Origin of the sequence: Salinimicrobium sp. TIG7-5_MAKvit, assembly GCF_049569215.1 — a bacterium.
Classification (GTDB): Bacteria; Bacteroidota; Bacteroidia; order Flavobacteriales; family Flavobacteriaceae; genus Salinimicrobium; species Salinimicrobium profundisediminis.
Map to the genome: position 1 here is coordinate 1,892,792 of NZ_CP145903.1, position 18,983 is coordinate 1,911,774.

General features: G+C 42.7%; 19 protein-coding genes and 1 tRNA gene. 13 read left to right on the plus strand and 7 right to left on the minus strand.

The features are described from left to right. Positions 1 to 180 precede the first annotated feature (180 nt). From V5739_RS08485 to V5739_RS08495, 3 genes are all read left to right on the plus strand, one after another. On the plus strand, positions 181 to 1,572 hold the full coding sequence (locus V5739_RS08485; protein WP_423817810.1) for an OmpA family protein: 1,392 nt from the start codon (positions 181 to 183) through the stop codon (positions 1,570 to 1,572). Positions 1,573 to 1,640: 68 nt separating this feature from the next. Then, a complete protein-coding gene (locus tag V5739_RS08490) occupies positions 1,641 to 4,400 on the plus strand; it encodes a PD-(D/E)XK nuclease family protein (protein WP_423817811.1) in 2,760 nt (919 codons plus the stop codon). Beyond that, positions 4,394 to 5,245 carry an alpha/beta hydrolase family protein gene (locus tag V5739_RS08495; RefSeq protein ID WP_423817812.1) on the plus strand — a complete coding sequence of 284 codons (852 nt, stop codon included), beginning with the start codon at positions 4,394 to 4,396 and terminating at the stop codon, positions 5,243 to 5,245. Before V5739_RS08490 ends, V5739_RS08495 begins: the two co-directional genes overlap by 7 nt. A 189-nt stretch (positions 5,246 to 5,434) precedes the next feature. Here V5739_RS08495 and V5739_RS08500 read toward each other — a convergent pair. Continuing rightward, positions 5,435 to 5,508, minus strand: a tRNA-Ala gene (locus V5739_RS08500). A gap of 91 nt (positions 5,509 to 5,599) precedes the next feature. On the opposite strand from V5739_RS08500, the gene V5739_RS08505 reads away from it, so the two are divergent. From V5739_RS08505 to V5739_RS08530, 6 genes are read left to right on the plus strand one after another with little or no spacing between them, the layout of a single operon-like run. Continuing rightward, positions 5,600 to 6,103 (plus strand): GNAT family N-acetyltransferase, encoded by a 504-nt coding sequence (locus tag V5739_RS08505; protein ID WP_423817813.1) that lies wholly within the window; start codon positions 5,600 to 5,602, stop codon positions 6,101 to 6,103. Beyond that, positions 6,103 to 7,428 (plus strand): MATE family efflux transporter, encoded by a 1,326-nt coding sequence (locus V5739_RS08510; RefSeq protein WP_423817814.1) that lies wholly within the window; start codon positions 6,103 to 6,105, stop codon positions 7,426 to 7,428. The genes V5739_RS08505 and V5739_RS08510 overlap by 1 nt, the downstream gene beginning before the upstream one ends. A 52-nt stretch (positions 7,429 to 7,480) precedes the next feature. Further along, positions 7,481 to 8,248 carry an enoyl-CoA hydratase/isomerase family protein gene (locus V5739_RS08515; protein WP_423817815.1) on the plus strand — a complete coding sequence of 256 codons (768 nt, stop codon included), beginning with the start codon at positions 7,481 to 7,483 and terminating at the stop codon, positions 8,246 to 8,248. 1 nt (position 8,249) lies between these two features. Beyond that, on the plus strand, positions 8,250 to 8,429 hold the full coding sequence (locus V5739_RS08520) for a hypothetical protein (protein ID WP_423817816.1): 180 nt from the start codon (positions 8,250 to 8,252) through the stop codon (positions 8,427 to 8,429). Positions 8,430 to 8,462: 33 nt separating this feature from the next. Continuing rightward, complete coding sequence (locus V5739_RS08525; RefSeq protein ID WP_266070876.1) at positions 8,463 to 8,639, plus strand: hypothetical protein; 177 nt, start codon at positions 8,463 to 8,465, stop codon at positions 8,637 to 8,639. Next, the gene (locus tag V5739_RS08530; protein WP_266070875.1) at positions 8,639 to 8,767 is read left to right on the plus strand and encodes a hypothetical protein; all 129 of its coding nucleotides are present in this window, start codon (positions 8,639 to 8,641) and stop codon (positions 8,765 to 8,767) included. Before V5739_RS08525 ends, V5739_RS08530 begins: the two co-directional genes overlap by 1 nt. 3 nt (positions 8,768 to 8,770) lie before the next feature. Here the strand turns inward: V5739_RS08530 and V5739_RS08535 are convergent, their stop codons facing one another. Next, a complete protein-coding gene (locus V5739_RS08535; RefSeq protein ID WP_423817817.1) occupies positions 8,771 to 9,397 on the minus strand; it encodes a 2OG-Fe(II) oxygenase in 627 nt (208 codons plus the stop codon). Between the two features lie 132 nt (positions 9,398 to 9,529). Here V5739_RS08535 and queD point away from each other — a divergent pair, with 132 nt between their 5' ends. Continuing rightward, positions 9,530 to 9,982, plus strand: a complete 453-nt coding sequence (gene queD, locus V5739_RS08540) for a 6-carboxytetrahydropterin synthase QueD (protein WP_266070873.1) — start codon at positions 9,530 to 9,532, stop codon at positions 9,980 to 9,982. On the opposite strand, the gene V5739_RS08545 is transcribed toward queD, so the two are convergent. Together V5739_RS08545 and V5739_RS08550 are read right to left on the minus strand one after the other, a co-directional pair. Next, the gene (locus V5739_RS08545; protein WP_423817818.1) at positions 9,979 to 10,626 is read right to left on the minus strand and encodes an alpha/beta hydrolase; all 648 of its coding nucleotides are present in this window, start codon (positions 10,624 to 10,626) and stop codon (positions 9,979 to 9,981) included. The two genes, queD and V5739_RS08545, sit on opposite strands and share 4 nt — an antisense overlap. A 2-nt stretch (positions 10,627 to 10,628) precedes the next feature. Beyond that, entirely contained in the window at positions 10,629 to 11,579 is a 951-nt protein-coding gene (locus tag V5739_RS08550; protein WP_423817819.1) for a ring-cleaving dioxygenase, read from the minus strand. A 129-nt stretch (positions 11,580 to 11,708) separates the two neighbouring features. Here V5739_RS08550 and V5739_RS08555 point away from each other — a divergent pair, with 129 nt between their 5' ends. The 3 genes from V5739_RS08555 to pckA all read left to right on the plus strand — a co-directional run bounded on the left by V5739_RS08555 (position 11,709) and on the right by pckA (position 15,362). After that, positions 11,709 to 12,482, plus strand: a complete 774-nt coding sequence (locus V5739_RS08555; RefSeq protein ID WP_423817820.1) for a UDP-2,3-diacylglucosamine diphosphatase — start codon at positions 11,709 to 11,711, stop codon at positions 12,480 to 12,482. Positions 12,483 to 12,847: 365 nt separating this feature from the next. Next, positions 12,848 to 13,627 (plus strand): universal stress protein, encoded by a 780-nt coding sequence (locus tag V5739_RS08560; RefSeq protein ID WP_423817821.1) that lies wholly within the window; start codon positions 12,848 to 12,850, stop codon positions 13,625 to 13,627. 100 nt (positions 13,628 to 13,727) lie between these two features. After that, positions 13,728 to 15,362, plus strand: a complete 1,635-nt coding sequence (pckA, locus tag V5739_RS08565; RefSeq protein WP_423817822.1) for a phosphoenolpyruvate carboxykinase (ATP) — start codon at positions 13,728 to 13,730, stop codon at positions 15,360 to 15,362. A 215-nt stretch (positions 15,363 to 15,577) separates the two neighbouring features. Here the strand turns inward: pckA and V5739_RS08570 are convergent, their stop codons facing one another. The 3 genes from V5739_RS08570 to V5739_RS08580 are packed head-to-tail and all read right to left on the minus strand — an operon-like array spanning position 15,578 to position 18,921. Further along, entirely contained in the window at positions 15,578 to 16,324 is a 747-nt protein-coding gene (locus V5739_RS08570; protein WP_345599774.1) for a succinate dehydrogenase/fumarate reductase iron-sulfur subunit, read from the minus strand. Positions 16,325 to 16,330: 6 nt separating this feature from the next. Further along, positions 16,331 to 18,253 (minus strand): fumarate reductase/succinate dehydrogenase flavoprotein subunit, encoded by a 1,923-nt coding sequence (locus V5739_RS08575; protein ID WP_423817823.1) that lies wholly within the window; start codon positions 18,251 to 18,253, stop codon positions 16,331 to 16,333. Next, the gene (locus V5739_RS08580) at positions 18,250 to 18,921 is read right to left on the minus strand and encodes a succinate dehydrogenase cytochrome b subunit (RefSeq protein WP_423817824.1); all 672 of its coding nucleotides are present in this window, start codon (positions 18,919 to 18,921) and stop codon (positions 18,250 to 18,252) included. Before V5739_RS08580 ends, V5739_RS08575 begins: the two co-directional genes overlap by 4 nt. Positions 18,922 to 18,983: the final 62 nt, after the last annotated feature.

Consider the following 18,983-nt stretch of genomic DNA (forward strand, 5'->3'; position numbering starts at 1 on the left):
CAAAACCTAAAAAATTGTTAATATTTTAAGGTTTTCGTAAAATAATTATGTTGTAAATCCTTTGTAACTGCTCCAAATGCCAGTCTTATTAAGAAAACTTTATTAAATTGGGCTTTGTTAATACTGAATATCGGTCTACTTTTGTTTCTGCTAACTAATTAAAATATTAAACTCAGCAATATGAAACATCTAAACAGATTATTATTGGCTTCACTATGCATTCTGAGCTTCAGCACTATGCAGGCGCAGGATGACAATAATCCATGGGCTATTGGAATAGGAGTAAACGCAGTGGATTTTTATCCTACAGGTGAAGACGCACCTCTAGGGGGGTATTTTGATGAATTCTTCAACACCGGAGATCACTGGAACGTACTTGCAGGTATTTCTAGAATCTCTGTTGCCCGTAATATTGGCGCAGGGTTCTATTTTGAAGCAGCTGGTTCGGTTAACCAAATCGGTAAATATGGAGATGAAGGATGGGATGACCTAATGTATTACGGTCTTGACGGTACCTTCAACTACAGCTTTCGCAATGACGCCAACGCAGGTTGGTTAGATCCTATTGTGGGAGTTGGTGGGGGTTACACCTGGATTGACGAAGAAGGCTTCGCAACTCTTGATGGAACTGTAGGTTTCAATTTCTGGTTTACAGATAATCTTGCCCTTTCAGTCCAGACTATCTACAAGCATGGATTTGACGATGATATGAACTCTCACTTCCAACACGCAGCAGGAATTAAGTTTGCCTTTGGAGGACAGGATACTGACGGAGATGGTATCTACGATAAGGATGATGAGTGTCCTGAAGTAGCCGGATTAGAACAATTCAACGGTTGTCCTGACTCTGATGGTGACGGGATACAGGACAGGTTGGACGAATGTCCTAATGAAGCAGGTCTTGCACAATTTAACGGTTGCCCAGATACAGACGGTGACGGTATTGCCGATCCTCAGGATGAATGTCCTACTGTAGCCGGTCTTGCTGCATTGAACGGATGTCCAGATGCCGATGGTGACGGAGTTAAAGATAGCGAGGACGAATGTCCAAACGAAGCAGGTCCAAAAGAAAACAACGGATGTCCATGGGAAGATATGGATAACGATGGAGTGCTAGACAAAGATGATGAATGTCCAGAAGTAGCAGGAACTGCTGCAAACAACGGATGTCCTGAACCAACTGTAGAGGTAATCGAAGAATTGAATGAATACTCAAGAACTATTCTTTTCGATCTTGATAAAGCTACAATTAGATCTGAGTCAGAAGAAACTCTTCAGGCTATCGCCGATATCATGAAAGAATATCCTAACACAGTTTTCCATATTGAAGGACACACAGATAGCACTGGTAGTGAATCTTATAATGAAAAACTATCCAGAGAAAGAGCACAATCTGTAGAAACTTTCCTTGAAAACACTGGTATTCCTTCCAGTAGATTAACTTCTGAAGGATATGGTGAATCTCAACCAATCGCTTCTAACAGCACTGCTAAAGGAAGACAGGAAAACAGAAGGGTAGAGATATCTTTAGACAAAGAAAAAGAGATGAGAGATAATCAGGACGGAATGTAACCTGACTTTCACTAAATTTATTTAGAAAAACGCCCCGGTTTGACCGGGGCGTTTTTTATTTTTAAGGCATGATATCATTTATTGAACAGGTGCTTCAGGAGTTACTATCCCGAAACGCAAACATTTCTGAAACCACATTTATCCTGCCCAGTAAAAGAGCAGGTGCCAGCCTGGTGAACAGGCTTTCCCGGCTTTCTTCAAAGCCTATGTTTGCTCCCAGGGTGTTGAGTATTGAAGACTTTTCCGAAGAAATAGCAGGGCTTAAATCTATTGATAATATCACAGCCCTTTTTGAATTTTATTCCGGTTACCGGGCCTGTACGCCAAAAAATCAATGTGAAAGTTTTGAAACTTTCTCTGCCTGGGCGCAAACGCTGCTCTACGATTTTAATGAAATTGACCGCTATCTTATAGACTATAAATCGTTTTTTGGTTACCTGGGTGATATCCAGGAAATGAACCACTGGTACCTTCAGGAAGAGAAAACTCCACTTATGGAGAACTACCTGCTCTTCTGGAATAAACTTCCCGACTATTATGAGGCACTCCAAAAGCAGCTTGAAGAGAAGGAGCTGGCCTACCAGGGGATGGTCTACAGAAGGGCTTCTGAAAGAATTTCTGAATATGCCGGGACGGTATCAGGGCCATTTGTATTTATAGGTTTTAATGCGTTAAATACTGCGGAACAAAATATATTTCAGTTTCTACTTGAAGCCGGTAAAGCTGAAGTATTCTGGGATATCGATGAGGTCTTTCTTCAGGACGAGCAGCATGATGTTTCACTGTTTCTACGGAATTACCTCAAATCCTGGCCCTATTTTAAGAACCATAAGCCACGGTTTATTTCCCGCTCGTATAGTGAACCCAAGGATATAAAGATGATTGGCGTTCCCAAGAATATTGGGCAGGCCAAGTATGTGGGAGAATTATTGTCTAAACTTTCCCCTGAAGAATTAAAGGAGACTGCTGTTGTTCTTGGCGACGAAAGCCTGCTGCTTCCGGTGTTGAATTCCCTGCCGCCCAATGTAGAGGAGGTGAATATTACCATGGGTTTTGCACTGCAAAATGCCCCTATTGCTTTTCTTCTTGAACACCTGTTGAAAATACATACGGTGCAGGGCGATGGTACTCATTATTACAAAGATCTTATGCTGGTGCTCAGCCACCCGTTGGTACAACAGGTCACAGGTGGATTTTCCCGAAGGTTGTTAGAAAATATCCGCAAGGAAAACCTGGTTTATATAAAAGACGAGGACTTGTTTAAAGCTGTCCCCACCGAGTTTAAACCGCTTTTCACTGCCTGCTTTGGAGATTGGAAAAATGATCCAAAAATTGCTTTACAGAATCTTCAGGGGTTGATCATGATCTTTAAAGATCGTATGGATAGTGACCGCGATAAAATTACCCTCGAGTTCCTGTATCAGCTGCATTTGTTGCTTAACCAGATAAACAACCTTGTATCAGAATATCCCTACATTGATTCCATTAAGATCCTGTTCTCTGTGTACAAAGATTTCCTGTCTTCAAAGACGGTCGACTTCCGTGGGAAACCTTTTTCAGGGCTACAGCTTATGGGAATGCTCGAGTCGCGGGTGCTCGATTTTAAAAATGTAATCCTTACCTCGGTAAATGAAGGAGTGCTTCCGGCAGGAAAAAGCAGTAATTCCTTCATCCCTTTTGATCTTAAATGCGCTTATAAGTTGCCCACTTATAAAGAAAAAGACGCTGTTTATACCTATCACTTTTACCATTTACTACAGCGGGCAAAACAGGTGCATTTGCTGTACAATACTGAAAGTGACGGACTCAATGCGGGTGAAAAAAGCCGTTTTTTACTACAGCTTGAAATGGAAGCCCAGAAAGATCACAACATACAGAACTTCAATATTAGCCCCGTAGTTCCACCCGTGTCGGCGCAGCTTAAAACCGTACACAAGTCGGCAGAAGTCATTGCAAAGCTCAAGGCAAGAGCGGCAGAAGGATTTTCTCCATCGGCGCTCACCACCTATATCAGGAATCCTTTAGATTTTTATAAACAGTATGTTCTGGGAATAAGGGAGCGCGAAGAGGTAGAAGAAACAGTCGCCTATAATACCCTGGGGACTGTAGTGCATGATACCCTCGAGGTTTTTTACAGAAATATGCTCGAGGAGCAGGTCACTGTTGAAAAGCTCGAAAAAGCCCTTGAAAATAGTAATACCGAAATTGAAAAACAGTTTAGGGAACACTACACCAAAGCGCCCCTCAACAATGGGCAAAACCTGCTTATTTTTGAAGTTGCACGCCGCTATGTGTGCAACTTTTTAAGATCAGAGATTGATCACATAAAAGAAGGAAATACTATAAAGATCCTGAAAATAGAAGACAGGCTGAAGGTGCAGATTCCCATTGAAGAGCTCGATTTTCCTGTATTTTTAAAAGGAACTGTAGATCGTGTTGATGAATTCAATGGCAAGATGCGCATCATTGATTATAAAACCGGTAAGGTTGAACAAAACAAAGTTGAGGTAGTAGACTGGGAAGAGATCAGTTTAGATTATGACAAGTACAGCAAACCATTTCAGATACTCACTTATGCGCTTATGATGAACGAAGATTCGCCACTTCCACAAGATCTTGAAGCCGGGATCATTTCGTTCAAAAACCTCAAAGCCGGATTCCTTCAGTTCTGTAAAAAGGACAAAAAAGGATATGGTGCCAAAAAAGACACTAATATAACTTCAGATACCCTCACAGAATTTAAAATTCAGCTTAAAAACCTTATTTTAGAGATATGTGATCCCGAAGTTCCTTTTGTTGAAAAAGAAATAAAACAACATTCATGGTAGTAAAAAAGCAAAAGAATATAAGCCTTCCGGGCCTTCACGGGCGGCCAATTCCAACAGATGTATTTTCTTCGGAAGAAGAGGGGCAGAAACCGGTAGTATTGTTCTGTCATGGTTATAAAGGCTTCAAAGACTGGGGCGCCTGGAACCTGATGGCAACCGAATTTGCCCAAAATGGCTTCCTGTTCGTAAAGTTTAATTTTGCCTTTAACGGCGGTACCCTTGAAAATCCTATCGATTTCCCCGATTTAGACGCTTTTGGAGAGAACACTTACACCAAAGAGCTCGATGATCTTAAAGTTTTAATTGACTGGATAAGCAGTGAAGATTTTCCTTACGCTAACCAGGCCGATCTTTCCCGTCTCACTTTGATGGGCCACTCCCGCGGCGGTGGCATTGCGGTGGTTAAAGCTGCTGAAGACCCCCGTATTCAAAAGCTCATTTCTCTTGCAGCGGTAAGCGATTTTGAAGACCGTTTTCCAAAAGGGGAAGAACTGGAGGCCTGGAAACAAAAAGGAATCTCTTATATAGAAAATTCCCGCACCAAGCAGAAAATGCCGCACCTGTTCGACTTTTACGAAGATTTTAAACAAAATGAAGAGCGACTGAATATCGCCAGGTCGGCTGAAAAGCTCAATATTCCCTATCTCGTGGTTCACGGCACCAATGATCCTACAGTTGCTGTAGATAACGCCCGTCAATTGCATGAATGGTCATCACAATCGGAGTTGTTCCTGCTTGATGGCAGCGATCATGTTTTTGAGGCTTCACATCCGTGGGAACGCGAAGACCTCCCGCCGGCCATGGAGAAGATCATAAAAAAAGCTACTGAATTCATTAAAAAGTAACCTTTCAAAAATGGCATTTTTGGAAGGTGTTTTAGTCAGGGTTAATTGATCGCAGCTTGACCTATCAGATAACTTACCCGACCTAACAGCAGACCTCACAGGTTTTGAACACCTGTGAGGTCTTTATATACGTTAAGCAGTTAGGAACACCCGAAAACGAAAAAACCACCGTTTCGCGGTGGTTTTTTGTGGAGAATATCGGAGTCGAACCGATGACCTTTTGGCTGCCAGCCAAACGCTCTAGCCAGCTGAGCTAATCCCCCATTGATGAGGGCAAATTTATAAAATATATTCCAATGTTTAAAGCCTTTATTTCTTTCTATAAAATTATTTTTGTGGAGAAGCCTTTCAAACATGATAAGAACAGCCAAATACCAGGACTTAGCGACCATTAAAAGCCTCACCGAAGCCTGTGCCCACGCCATGCAGGAAAAAGGGATCCTGCAGTGGAATGAATTTTATCCTTCTTTAGAGCGGCTCAAAAATGACATTTTACAGGAGGAATTGTATGTGCTTGAAGAAGAGGGAGAGATTGAGGGGATTATCGTTTTGACGCCTACCATAGATGAAGAGTACCTGCCTATAACCTGGCTCACTCCCAGCGGCAATAATCTTTACGTACACCGCCTGGCTATCAATCCGCAGAAGTGGGGCGGCGGGCATGGGCGTAGGCTTATGGATTTTGCTGAAGATTTTGCCCGTAAGCACAACTATGATTCTGTAAGGCTGGATACCTTCAGCCAGAACCAGCGAAATCAAAGGTTTTACGAAGCCCGTGGCTACAAAAGGCTGGGGAATATTTATTTTCCGAAGCAAAGTGAAGCGCCTTTCTACTGCTATGAAAAAATAATGAAGTAATGGCTGTAGTGAACTTCAAAAATATCAATCAGCTTGCAATCCCTGCAATTATTGCGGGCATTGCAGAACCTCTCATCTCCTTAACCGATATTGCCATTATTGGTAATGTAGACCAGGATCCTGTTGAAGCTCTTGCCGCAGCAGGAATTGTAGGTTCATTTCTTTCGGCTATTATCTGGATCGTAGCCCAAACTAAAACCGCTATTTCGGCTTTGGTGTCACAGCATTTTGGTGCAAATCGTATTCATGCGGTTAAGACACTGGTGCCACAGGCTATTTTTTTCAACTTTTTACTGAGTCTCGTGATCTATGCCGTGACAGCCTACTTTGCTGCCGCGATCTTTAGTGCTTATAATGCTGAAGGAAAGGTGCTGAATTATGCTGCCGACTATTATCGTATCCGTGCGATAGGCTATCCGCTTACCCTGGTTACCTTTGCTCTTTTCGGAGTTTTTAGGGGGCTCCAAAACACGCTGTGGGCCATGAAATGCAGCCTCACCGGAGCGGTTCTAAATGTGGGTCTCGATTTTATGCTGGTTTATGGCATAGAGGGCTGGATTCCCGCCATGCATCTTGAAGGTGCCGCTTATGCCAGTGTTATTGCACAACTGGTCATGCTGGTCATGGCACTGTATTTTTTCTTTAAAAAAACGCCTTTTCACCTGGGCCTTAGCCGCACCATCAATCCGCAGATGAAAGCCCTGCTTTTAATGAGCGGCAACCTTTTTGTGCGTACTGCGGCTTTAAATTTCGCCATTTACCTGGCTAATGCCTATGCGACAGATTACGGTAAAAACTATATTGCTGCCCAGAGTATCCTCATGAACATCTGGCTCTTTTTCAGTTTCTTTATTGATGGCTATGCCAATGCCGGAAATGCCATGGGCGGCCGACTCCTGGGGGCCAAAGATTACAACGGCTTATGGCAGTTGAGCAAAAAGATCAGCAAATATTCTGTGATCATCGCTGTCTTTTTAATCGGGATTTGTGCGCTGTTTTATGAAGAAATAGGGTTGATCTTCAGCAAAGAAACACCGGTGTTGCTGCTGTTTACTTCTGTTTTCTGGATGGTACTGTTCATGCAGCCTGTGAATGCCATTGCTTTTATGTTCGACGGAATATTTAAAGGGCTGGGAGAAGCAAAATATCTTCGAAATGTGTTGCTGGCAGCTACCTTTCTTGGTTTCACCCCGGCGCTGCTCATAGGCGATTACTTCGGATTAAAACTCCACGCCATCTGGATCGCTTTCTTTGTATGGATGCTCATTAGAAGCAGTGCGCTGGTGATAAAATTCCGCAGGAAATATCTGTACAAAGAAACCTAGAGATACAGGACTGAAAATAAAAAATGTAACTTTACGGGAAAGAGTAAAAAAAATGACCACGAACAGGGAGAATGGAAGTTTATACACCAATATTGTTAACGGGATTGCTTCTCTTGAATTTGGGCATCCGGCAAGTAACTCTTTTCCCGGAGTACTGTTAGAACGGCTTGAAAAGGAACTGCTTAAACTGTCAGATGATGATGAGGTAAAGATCATCATTTTAAGAGCTGAAGGAGACAGGGCATTTTGTGCCGGGGCATCATTTGATGAACTTTTGGCGGTAGAGAATATGCAGCAGGGGAAAGTCTTCTTTTCGGGATTTGCAAATGTGATAAATGCCATGCGCAGCTGTAAAAAACTGATTATTGGCCGTATTCACGGAAAAACTGTGGGCGGCGGGGTAGGCCTGGCAGCAGCCTGCGATTATTGTTTTGCTACTGAACATGCCGCTATAAAATTATCTGAGCTAAGTATAGGAATCGGCCCCTTTGTCATTGCCCCGGCAATTGAGCGAAAAATGGGGGTAGCCGCCCTTGGTGAACTTACCCTTGCAGCACACGAGTGGAAAAATGCTTATTGGGCAAAGGAAAAAGGCCTTTATGCCCGGGTTTTTGAAAGCACAGCTGACATGGATAAGGAACTGGAATTCTTTTCAGAAAAACTGGCTTCTTACAATTCTGCTGCCCTTCTGGAAATGAAGAAAGTGCTGTGGGAAGGAACCAGGAGCTGGGATTCTTTGCTTCAGGAACGTGCGGCAATTTCGGGAGAATTGGTGCTTTCAGAATTTACACGAAGCGCTTTATCAAAATTCAGGAAATAATATGGAATTAATGAATGTAGTGCTCTTTCAGGAGATAGAGAAAACAAAAGCTTTCCAGGTAGGCTATGAAATAGGTTATTTTGTAGGTTCTAATTTTTGGGAAGTAGTGACCGCAGCCGTGGTGATTCTGGCTGTTATTCTTTATCTTGCTTTCTTCAGAAAGAAAAAAAGCATCAGCTAAAATGTCATTTTTGACACCTAAAATGCAGGCAGTATGAATTTTCAGCAGGAACATATACCAAAAGATCAACCCGCAAGTGAAAGGGAAGGCTACGGATTTTCTTTAGAGAATTTCCTTGAAGACCAATGGATGTACCTTGTGGGCATCCTTATCATTTTAGGCATATTTTTCTACGCGAGGTATGCCTGGCGCAAAAGAAATGAACGCTAATGCAGGAAGATCTCCCCGTAAATGAGGAAACCTTTGACCTGCTCAGGTTTTTAAGCGGCTATGGCTTTTGGCTGCTCCTCGCAATTTTGTTAATCGTGGTGGTATTGTATAAAAAATTCAGGAAGTAGGTTTTAGCGGGTTTTCAACCAGCCTGTAATGCTCAGCCTTTCAGTTTTTACCGGTTTTACTTCGTGCTCCAGGATCTGGCTTTCAAAAATGACCATTCTTCCGGGGAAAGGGTAAATGCTTTTTGGAACTTCCACGCCATTTTCGTAGTTATAAATTACAAGTTCTCCTCCATACTCTGGCTGCCAGTCCTGCTCATTGAGGTAACACACCATAGAGAGTTTTCGCCTGTCGTCATTTTGAAAGGTGTCCAGGTGTCGTTTATAGAAGGTGCCTTCGGGATATAGCGCATAATGGAATTCTTTGTGTAGAATGCCGGTAAAGCAGGTGCGGTTAAGGTAATATACAAAATCGTTGATCCTTCTAAAAAAGGCTTTTTCGGCCTGCGCTGCTTCAGCTTCATTTAACCATAAAATAAAATCCCCGCGAATAGATTTTGCGATAATTTCATTGGTTCGGTTTCCTATCGCAGCCTTTTTGAAGTTGTCTTCTTCATATTTGTGCAGCAGGGAATTGCGCAGCTCCAGGACTTCTTCGGGGCTGAAGAAATCTTCAACAATAGAATATTGCTGCTCAGAAAGATCTGTAATGATCTTTTCATAAACCGGGTTCTCTATAATTTCCAATGTCATTATTTTAGGCGTGCAAATGTACGTTTGAATTTCCCATTTTTTACGTGGTCTTCAAAGCAAAGATTTATAATTTTTTAGGCTGAATAGTTAAATTTCGTGTAGCCAAGCTCTATCTTTGCCTAAAATTAAAGTATGGCAACTATTCGCATCACCAAACAATTTTCTTTTGAGGCAGGCCACGCCCTTTTTGGCTATGACGGCAAGTGTAAGAACGTGCACGGGCATAGTTATAAATTAGGGGTAACAGTGCAGGGAGAGCCCATAAAAGATGAGGATAACGTGAAGCTGGGAATGGTCATAGACTTTGGTGACCTCAAAAAAATTGTAAAACAGGAGATCGTTGATAAATTTGATCATGCTACTGTTTTTAACAAGAACACGCCTCATGTTGAGTTGGCAGAAGAATTACAAAAGAGAGGCCACAACATCATTCTTGTTGAATACCAACCTACCAGTGAGAATATGATCCAGGATTTTGCTGAAAGAATAATGAGCCGCCTGCCAGAGCATATTAAGCTTTTCTCCCTGAAATTACAGGAGACCGAGACTTCTTATGCCGAATGGTATGCTTCAGATAACCTTTAAGGTTTTTCATTTTTCATCCCCGAATATCCGAAGATAAAATTATTGGCCCGGCCCAGTTCCTCAGGTAAGATCACGTGCCCGGCATCGGGGAAAATTTGTAGCTCCACCTTCGCATTTTTGTTCCTTAGAATATCAGCAGTTTGTTGCACCCTTTCGGCAGGCACGTGCGCATCGGGATCGCTGGTGCCCAGGTAAACCGGCGTGCCTTCAAAATTTGTAAGGTAATTTCCGGTGTTGATGTCTTTGCCTATAAGTCCGCCAATAATCCCAATTACTCCGCCGTACCTTTTGGCATTTCGCGTTACATACTCGAGCGTGAGGCAGGCCCCCTGTGAAAATCCGAAGAAATAGATATCTTCTGAAGCTATGCCCTCATCGTTGAGTTCCTTTTCCAAAAGCTGAAGCATCTCTACAGCCGAATCCAACCACGGCTGATTTTGTTGTACCGGGGCCATAAAAGAGAGCGGGTACCAGCTGTTGTTATAAGCCTGTGGGGCAACCAGGGCAAAATCTTCTATTTTAAGATGATCGGCCACTGCCAGGATATCTTCGGCAAAGCCGCCCCTGCCATGCACCATGATGAGTGCCTTTTTTGCATCTTTTAGAGGAGTTCCGTTATACTTGAAATCTTTTTGGTGTAACATGTCTAAAATTTTGAAGGGTTGAGATTTACCGGTTTTACGGCTTTTTCTATCAGTTCCCTGCGGGATTCATACTGCGGCGGAAGCTTAAGCTCCTGCCCCAGCGTATCCTGCGGTTCATCAATAGCAAAGCCGGGTTCGGCTGTGGCTACTTCAAATAAAACGCCTCCGGGTTCCCTGAAGTAGATAGATTCAAAGTATTGGCGATCTAATACCGGTGTGGGGTTATAACCCGAACTGGCCAGCTTCTCCCTAACCCCTAACTGATTTTCTTTATTTGCTGTAGAAAAAGCCAGGTGATGTACCGTGCCGCCACCGCCAAGGCCCCGCAATGCATCGGGCCTGCATAGTATGTCTACGTAATTGCCCGGCGCATCTGTAGCCGCAAAGCGAAAGCGGTTTCCTTTTTCGGCAATTAATTTGTGATCAAGAACTTCCTGCAGTAAACCTTCAGTGCGTTCATAACCTTCCTGCCATATTTCTACGCTGTAGAATCCGCGGATGGAATGCTCCAGCGGAATTTGCCCATAGGTCCATCCTGGCCTGTCGTCGCGCTCATTAAAAACCAGCTCCAGCCCCAGCCCGTCGGGATCTTCAAAATAAATTACCGCCTCGCCATCAAACCTGTCCTGCGCAGGTTTAAAGTCGATATTGAACTTTTTAAGACGCTCTTCCCAAAACAGAAGAGAATTTGCAGGCACCGAAAATGTGGTGATGTTGAGCATGCCTTTGCCATGCCGGCCTTTTTTGATCCCTTCATAAGGAAAGAAGGTCATGATAGATCCTGGCTGGCCTTGTTCATCGCCATAATAAAAGTGGTAAACATCGGGGGCATCAAAGTTTACTGTTTTCTTGACCATGCGCAGCCCGAGGATTCCCGTGTAGAAATCAAGATTTTTTTGTGGTTCACCCGCAAGGGCGGTGACATGATGTAGTCCGGTAATTAGCTGGCTCATTATTTACTGTTTGTTTTAAAGATACTTTTAATTAATAAAATGCCCAAGTACAGCGCCGTGCGATGGCATTTTTTCTGAAGATTTTAACTTCGGAAATTTTAAAACTATCTTTACCGGCAAATCCTTAGCATGCAGATACCCGAGGGTAAAAAGATCTATTTCGCAAGTGACAACCACCTGGGAGCACCAACGGCCGAAGAAAGCCGCCCCAGGGAAGCAAAATTCGTGGCCTGGCTTGAGCACGTAAGTAAGGATGCTGCAGCTATTTTTCTCCTGGGAGATTTGTTCGATTTCTGGTTTGAGTACAAACATGTGGTTCCAAAAGGATTTGTGCGAACATTGGGAAAACTCGCCCAGTTGAGGGACAGGGGTATTCCTGTATATTTCTTTGTAGGTAACCATGATCTCTGGATGGATGATTATTTTGAAAAGGAACTCGATATCCCGGTATTTAGAAAGCCAAAGGAGTTTGTTTTCAATAACAGGAAGTTCCTTATTGGTCACGGTGACGGGCTGGGGCCGGGAGACAAAGGCTATAAGCGCATGAAAAAGGTATTTACCAATCCGCTTTCAAAATGGCTGTACAGGTGGCTGCATCCCGATTTGGGCGTGCCTTTGGCGCAGTACTTTTCGGTAAAGAACAAGGCAATTTCGGGAGAAGAGGATGTGCAGTTTTTGGGAGAAGAAAAGGAATGGCTAATTCAATACTGCCGCCGAAAGCTGGAAACACAACATTACGATTACTTTATTTTTGGTCACCGCCACCTGCCGTTAGATATCAGCCTTCAGGAAGATGCTACCTATATGAACCTGGGAGATTGGATCAATTTCTACACTTATGGAGTTTTTGATGGTAAAGAGCTTTGGCTTAAAGAGTGGAAAAACGAAAACCTTCAGAAGTAACACACTTCTTTCACATCAGTTTTTAGGATAATAATCATCTACACATGCTTAATTTAATCTTCGGAAGGAATTTCTTCCGAAGAAAATTGGGGCTAAATCTTTTCTGGCTTCAGGAGAATTACTGGTGAAAATTTCAGAATTTTTAGGGGAAATATAAATTTACAGAGGTGTCAAAAATGGCATTTTTAACACCCATTTTTCTTCAGTTATAAAATTGCAAAACCTGCAATCGTTTTCGATGCTAAAATGTTGATTTCTTTCATTATGCAAATGATATTTGTCATATTGGTTGGCTTTTTATAGAGGTATCTTTAGGTAATATAAATCAGGAAATGTGTACGGCAGTTTCCGCAATTTTTAAAGCCATGAAAAATATCCTAATCCCCTTCGATTTTTCTGAAGTATCTAAAAATGCTTTGGATTACGCTGTGAAATTTGCAGATAAGGATCCGTTAATTAATTTATTCCTACTCAATATAACTGAAGAAGGTGCTGACGTTAATGCTATACGTGAGAATTTTAAAAAAGTCACCAAAAAATATAAAAAACCGCTCTCTCCCGAGATCTATACCCTGGTGCAGACCGGCGAATTGGTTTCCTCTATCATTCAGCTTCAGAAAGAGTTAAAGGTTGATATTATTATGATGGGAACCAGAGGTGCCAACCTTGAAGAAGAAAATGTGGCAACCACCACTTCACGCCTGGTACAGGAAGCCGATCTTCCGGTTTTGGTGATTCCGGAGAAATACAAAAAATTTAGACTTGAAAGTATTATCCTCTCTTTGGGTAATGAAAGGATTGCCGACAGGTCTCCTTTATATGTATTACTTGATGTTTCAAGAAAACACAAGGCGCAGGTTCATGTTTTGACCATACAACAACAGGAGATGGCAATGGGCTACAGCGAAGATGATGAGAGCAATGAAACTACCCTCAACTATTTTCTTGAAATGTTCTATTCTCACCACACCTTCCATGAAAGTGAAGACATTGAAGCTGGAATTTTAAATTACATTAAAAAGAACGATATGGATATGCTGGCCATTATGCCAAAAACCCACTTACCGGGTGATGAAGCTTCTCCAGGCCGTCTTACAAGATTGCTCACACTGCACTCAAATGTTCCATTACTGGTGCTTGATTAAGCAAAAGCAGGAACACCAACTTTCTCACTGCTGGTGAGAACATAAACTTTATTACCGCCATAGATTATGGCACCATTTATAACCACTCAATATTTAGATCATGAAAAATGTTTTAGAAAGACCTCAAGCCACAAACCTCGATAAATACGGGTTGAAAAACTGTAGAGTGAACTGGAACCTTTCTGGAGAAGAACTTCAGGAAATCACTGTACGTAAGGGAATGGGTACCGAAACTGAAAATGGCACCCTTAGTGTCAATACAGGAACTTTTACCGGTAGATCTCCACAGGACCGCTTTTTGGTAAAAGACGATTACACCAAAGACAAAGTGTGGTGGGGAAATATCAATAAACCTTTATCTTCAGAAAACTTCGGATTACTGTATGATAAAATCACCGAATACCTATCTGGCAAAGAAATTTACGTTCATGATGGTTATGTGTGTTCACACCCTGATTACCGAATGAATGTGCGCACCATTGCCGAATACCCATGGTCTGCATTCTTTGTAAAGAATATGTTTTTAAGGCTTAAGGAAGAAGAACTTAAAGATTTTTCTGAAGAATGGCTGGTACTATGTGCTCCCGGTTATGTTGAGGCCGAACCTGCCAAGTACGGTTTACGCCAGGGAAACTTTAGTATTCTTGACTTTACCAGAAAAGTTGCGCTTGTAGGAGGTTCTGCCTATACAGGAGAAATGAAAAAAGGAATTTTCTCTGCTCTTAACCTTATCCTTCCGGTTGAAAAAGATGTGCTGCCTATGCACTGTTCTGCCAACGTAGGACAGGAAGGAGATACTTCCATTTTCTTCGGACTTTCAGGAACAGGAAAAACCACGCTTTCTGCCGATCCCGATCGTAAGCTTATTGGAGATGATGAGCACGGATGGACATCAGAAGATGTGATCTTTAACTTTGAAGGTGGTTGTTATGCCAAGGTTATTGGACTTACCGAAGAATCTGAACCAGATATCTATCGCGCAATTAAACCAGGGGCTTTACTTGAAAACGTGATCTTCAAAAAAGGCACTAAAGAAGTAGACTTTTTTGATGCAACCATCACTCAAAATACTCGTGTAAGTTATCCGCTACAACACATAGAGGGTATTCAATGGCCTTCTTATGCTAAGAATCCTAAAAATATTTTCTTCCTTACCTGTGATGCCTTTGGAGTACTGCCTCCGGTTTCAAAATTAACTCCGGGCCAGGCTGCTTACCACTTCATTTCTGGATATACAGCAAAAGTTGCCGGGACAGAAGCCGGAATTACTGAGCCTGTACCTTCCTTCTCTGCTTGTTTTGGAGCTCCATTCATGCCGCTACACCCAACTGTGTATGCTGAAATGCTGAGCAAAAAGATGAAAGAATCTGGAGTTAACGTATGGCTTGTGAATACCGGATGGAGCGGAGGACCATTTGGAGTGGGATCAAGGATCAAACTGAAATATACCCGTGCCATGATCACTTCTATCTTAAAAGGTGAACTTGAAAACGTAGAATTTGAAATGCACCCAATATTTGGTCTTTATATGCCTAAATATTGTCCTAATGTGCCTATCGAAATGCTGAACCCAATCAATACCTGGCTGCAAAAAGGAGCCTATATTCAAAAGTCAATTCAGCTGGCACATTCTTTCCACCTCAACTTCGAGAAATTCTCTGCTGAGGCATCAGAACAGATTATTAATGGAGGTCCGCTAATTGATGAGCACCACCACATGGAAGCAGAATTTTAACTAGAGCTTTTCTAACCACGAGGAGGCCGTCTTAGATTTCTAAGACGGCCTTTTCATTTTAATACTTACCAGTTAGTTAGGGATGTAAAGCCCAAAATGTCTTCTACTGAATTACTTCGCTGGCTTAACCTATAGAACCTGACTTACCTGCACAAAAAAAGAGGAAGCTTTTTACAGCTCCCTCTTTTTCTTGGAGTTAAATGATATTTATTTTTTCATTTTTTCATCAGCCTTGACCTGTTGTATTCGTAGTTCATCCTGGCGATGTTGAGAACCGAAATACCTTCGGGACATTCTACCTCGCAGGCTTCGGTATTGGTACAGTGGCCAAAGCCTTCTTCTTCCATTTGGTTCACCATGCTCACCACTCTTGTTGAGGTCTCTTTATCTCCTTGAGGCAACTGCGCCAGGTGTGAGATCTTGGCACTTGTAAAGAGGGCAGCACTTGAATTTTTACAACTGGCAACACAAGCCCCACATCCAATACATGCCGCAGCATCAAAAGCAGCTTCAGCCTGTTCAAAAGTGATGGGGATTGAGTTGGCTTCGGGAGCCTGGCCGGTGTCTACAGAAACATATCCGCCAGAGGTAATGATATGATCCAGCGCCGATCTATTCACCTTTAAGTCTCTCACTATTGGAAATGCCGAAGCTTTAAAAGGTTCTACATAAATTGTGTCTCCATCATTAAAAGACCTCATGTGTAGTTGGCAGGTGGTGGTGTTTTTTAAGGGACCATGGGCAATTCCATTGATCATCACTCCACATTGCCCACAAATACCTTCGCGGCAATCATGGTCAAATTCTACCGGTAAATCTCCCTGCTTTATTAATTTTATATTCAGGGTATCCAGCATTTCCAGGAATGACATGTCTTTGCTTACTTCATCCAGGTGATATTCTTTAAATTCTCCTTTGCTCTGGCAGTCACGTTGACGCCATATTTTTAATGTAATCTTCATAACTTTCTATTTATAACTTCTCACCGTTGGTTTAACGGTATCAAAGACCAGGGGTTCACGGTTTAAAATTGGCTGAGATGCATTGCCTGTCCATTCCCAGGCTGCCGAATAGCAGAAATTCTCATCATCCCGCCGGGCTTCGCCATCTTCAGTTTGAAATTCGGCTCTAAAATGGGCTCCACAAGATTCTTCCCTGTGAAGCGCATCTACGCACATAAGCTCTGCCAGCTCCATATAATCTGCAACCCGGCCGGCTTTTTCAAGCTCACTATTCACTTCTTCGGCACTTCCCGGTACCAGTAGATTGGTTTTGAATTCTTCTCTTAAATTTCGAATGTTCTCTATAGCTTTTTCAAGCCCCTCTTTGGTGCGGAGTAGTCCGCATTTATCATAGAGTTCTTTTCCGAGCTCTTTATGGAATTCTTCGGCTGTTTTTTTACCCTTGCAGTTCAAAAATGACTGCATTTGGTCTTTAACCAGCTTCTCACTTTCTTCAAATGCCGGGTGATTGATTTCGATCTTCGGAATTTTAATTTGGTCGGCTAAATAATTCTGAAGGGTGTAAGGCAGAATAAAATATCCGTCTACACAAGCCTGCAACAGGGAATTTGCTCCCAGTCTATTGGCTCCATGGTCTGAAAAGTTAGCTTCTCCAATGGCAAAAAGTCCCGGTACAGTGGTCATAAGTTCATAATCTACCCATAAACCACCCATTGAAAAGTGGGCTGCAGGCGAGATTTTCATAGGTTCCTTATAAGCATCAATACCCGTAATTTTCTTGTACATGGTGAAAAGGTTGCCATATCGCTCGGCAATTACGTCTTTGCCATATTCTTTAATAGCTCTGGAAAAGTCGAGGTAAACGGCATTTTTGAGAGGTCCCACTCCTTTGCCAAGATCTATTTGCTCTTTGGCAGCTCTCGATGAGATATCGCGGGGCGCCAGGTTTCCAAATGATGGGTATTTTCTTTCGAGGTAGTAATCTCTGTCCTCTTCCGGAATTTCGCCGGGAGCACGGGTTTCATTTTTATCTTTTGGCACCCAAATGCGGCCATCATTCCGAAGGGATTCACTCATCAGCGTTAATTTAGACTGATGTTCTCCACTTTGAGGCAAACTTGTTGGGTGAATTTGGGTCCAGCTGGGGTTAGCCATGTAGGCCCCTTTCTTATGAGCCCGCCAAATAGCTGAAGCATTACAACCCATAGCCAGGGTAGAGAGGTAGTAGATCTTACCAAAACCTCCTGTTGCCAGTACCACAGTGTGGGCACCGTGACGTTCAATTTCGCCGGTGTCGAGGTTTCTTGCTATAATTCCGCGTGCTCTACCTTCAATGATCACCACATCCAGCATTTCGTGACGCGCATAAAGCTTTACTTTTCCCGTATGCTGCTGTCTCAACAAAGCCTGGTAAGATCCCAGGAGTAATTGTTGTCCCGTTTGGCCCCTGGCATAAAAGGTTCGTGATACCTGCACGCCTCCAAAAGAGCGGTTTCTCAGATATCCGCCGTATTCCCGGCCAAAAGGTACTCCCTGAGCTACAGCCTGATCTATAAGACTTGCAGAACATTCGGCAAGGCGGTAGGTGTTGGCCTCGCGTGAGCGGAAGTCGCCTCCTTTTAAAGTGTCATAAAACATACGGTACACACTGTCACCGTCATTTTTATAATTTTTGGCTGCATTCACGCCTCCCTGGGCAGCAACAGAGTGTGCCCGCCTTGGAGAGTCCTGAAAGCAGAAACTTTTTACATTGTATCCCATTTCGGCCAGGGATGCTGCCGCAGAGGCTCCCGCCAGTCCTGTGCCCACTACAATTACGTCTAGTTTTTTACGGTTGTTTGGGCTTACAAGACGGGCTTTTGCTTTATAGTTGTTCCATTTTTCGGCTAAAGGGCCTTCAGGAATTGGTGCTTTTAAGGTCTTGCTCATGATTGTAGATTAAAGTAGAGGAATAGAGGAATAATAATATATCCTATGGTAATAATTACAGCGAAGGATTTTCCTACTATGTTTATAATTCGGTTGTACATGGGGTGATAGATTCCCATTGTTCTATGAGCACTAAAAACGCCGTGAAGAAGGTGATAACCTAAAGCGAGTATGGCCATAATATATAGCACAACATACCAGAGTTGTTCAAAAGCAACAACCACAATGGTGTAGAGATCTTTATTCCCGTTAGTATCTACCGGAAGCTCACCAAACTTGTAGTGGTACCAAAAGTCTTTAAAGTGAATTACCAGGAATACAAAAATTATAATGCCCAGGGCCGTCATATTTCGGGAATACCAGGAACTGGCTCTTCCACGACGGTCATAGGAATATGAAGTGCCATTGGCTTTTCTTTTCTTAAAAGAAAGGTAGATGGCATCTATTGAATGCAGGAGGATGCATAGGTATAAAACGTACGAAACAAGTTTTATAACGATGTTGCCACCTAGCAAATGGCTGTAGGAGTTGTACTGAAGCTGCGCTTCTGCTGCGGGCAACAGTAACTGTAAATTACCTAAAAGATGAATGATTAAAAAGAACGACAAGAACAATCCTGTAATTGCCATAAGGTTCTTTCGGGTAACGGAGTTTTTTATGAATATCATTATTAAGTGAAATTTCGGTCAAAAAATGAATAAAGAAAGGGAGCAAACTGCTTCAGAAAAAC

Coding starts and splice junctions, on each gene's coding strand:
- V5739_RS08485 (WP_423817810.1), top strand. CDS start 181: ATGAAACATCTAAACAGATTATTATTGGCTTCACTATGCATTCTGAGC.
- V5739_RS08490 (WP_423817811.1), top strand. CDS start 1,641: ATGATATCATTTATTGAACAGGTGCTTCAGGAGTTACTATCCCGAAAC.
- V5739_RS08495 (WP_423817812.1), top strand. CDS start 4,394: ATGGTAGTAAAAAAGCAAAAGAATATAAGCCTTCCGGGCCTTCACGGG.
- V5739_RS08505 (WP_423817813.1), top strand. CDS start 5,600: ATGATAAGAACAGCCAAATACCAGGACTTAGCGACCATTAAAAGCCTC.
- V5739_RS08510 (WP_423817814.1), top strand. CDS start 6,103: ATGGCTGTAGTGAACTTCAAAAATATCAATCAGCTTGCAATCCCTGCA.
- V5739_RS08515 (WP_423817815.1), top strand. CDS start 7,481: ATGACCACGAACAGGGAGAATGGAAGTTTATACACCAATATTGTTAAC.
- V5739_RS08520 (WP_423817816.1), top strand. CDS start 8,250: ATGGAATTAATGAATGTAGTGCTCTTTCAGGAGATAGAGAAAACAAAA.
- V5739_RS08525 (WP_266070876.1), top strand. CDS start 8,463: ATGAATTTTCAGCAGGAACATATACCAAAAGATCAACCCGCAAGTGAA.
- V5739_RS08530 (WP_266070875.1), top strand. CDS start 8,639: ATGCAGGAAGATCTCCCCGTAAATGAGGAAACCTTTGACCTGCTCAGG.
- V5739_RS08535 (WP_423817817.1), bottom strand. CDS start 9,397: ATGACATTGGAAATTATAGAGAACCCGGTTTATGAAAAGATCATTACA.
- queD (WP_266070873.1), top strand. CDS start 9,530: ATGGCAACTATTCGCATCACCAAACAATTTTCTTTTGAGGCAGGCCAC.
- V5739_RS08545 (WP_423817818.1), bottom strand. CDS start 10,626: ATGTTACACCAAAAAGATTTCAAGTATAACGGAACTCCTCTAAAAGAT.
- V5739_RS08550 (WP_423817819.1), bottom strand. CDS start 11,579: ATGAGCCAGCTAATTACCGGACTACATCATGTCACCGCCCTTGCGGGT.
- V5739_RS08555 (WP_423817820.1), top strand. CDS start 11,709: ATGCAGATACCCGAGGGTAAAAAGATCTATTTCGCAAGTGACAACCAC.
- V5739_RS08560 (WP_423817821.1), top strand. CDS start 12,848: ATGAAAAATATCCTAATCCCCTTCGATTTTTCTGAAGTATCTAAAAAT.
- pckA (WP_423817822.1), top strand. CDS start 13,728: ATGAAAAATGTTTTAGAAAGACCTCAAGCCACAAACCTCGATAAATAC.
- V5739_RS08570 (WP_345599774.1), bottom strand. CDS start 16,324: ATGAAGATTACATTAAAAATATGGCGTCAACGTGACTGCCAGAGCAAA.
- V5739_RS08575 (WP_423817823.1), bottom strand. CDS start 18,253: ATGAGCAAGACCTTAAAAGCACCAATTCCTGAAGGCCCTTTAGCCGAA.
- V5739_RS08580 (WP_423817824.1), bottom strand. CDS start 18,921: ATGATATTCATAAAAAACTCCGTTACCCGAAAGAACCTTATGGCAATT.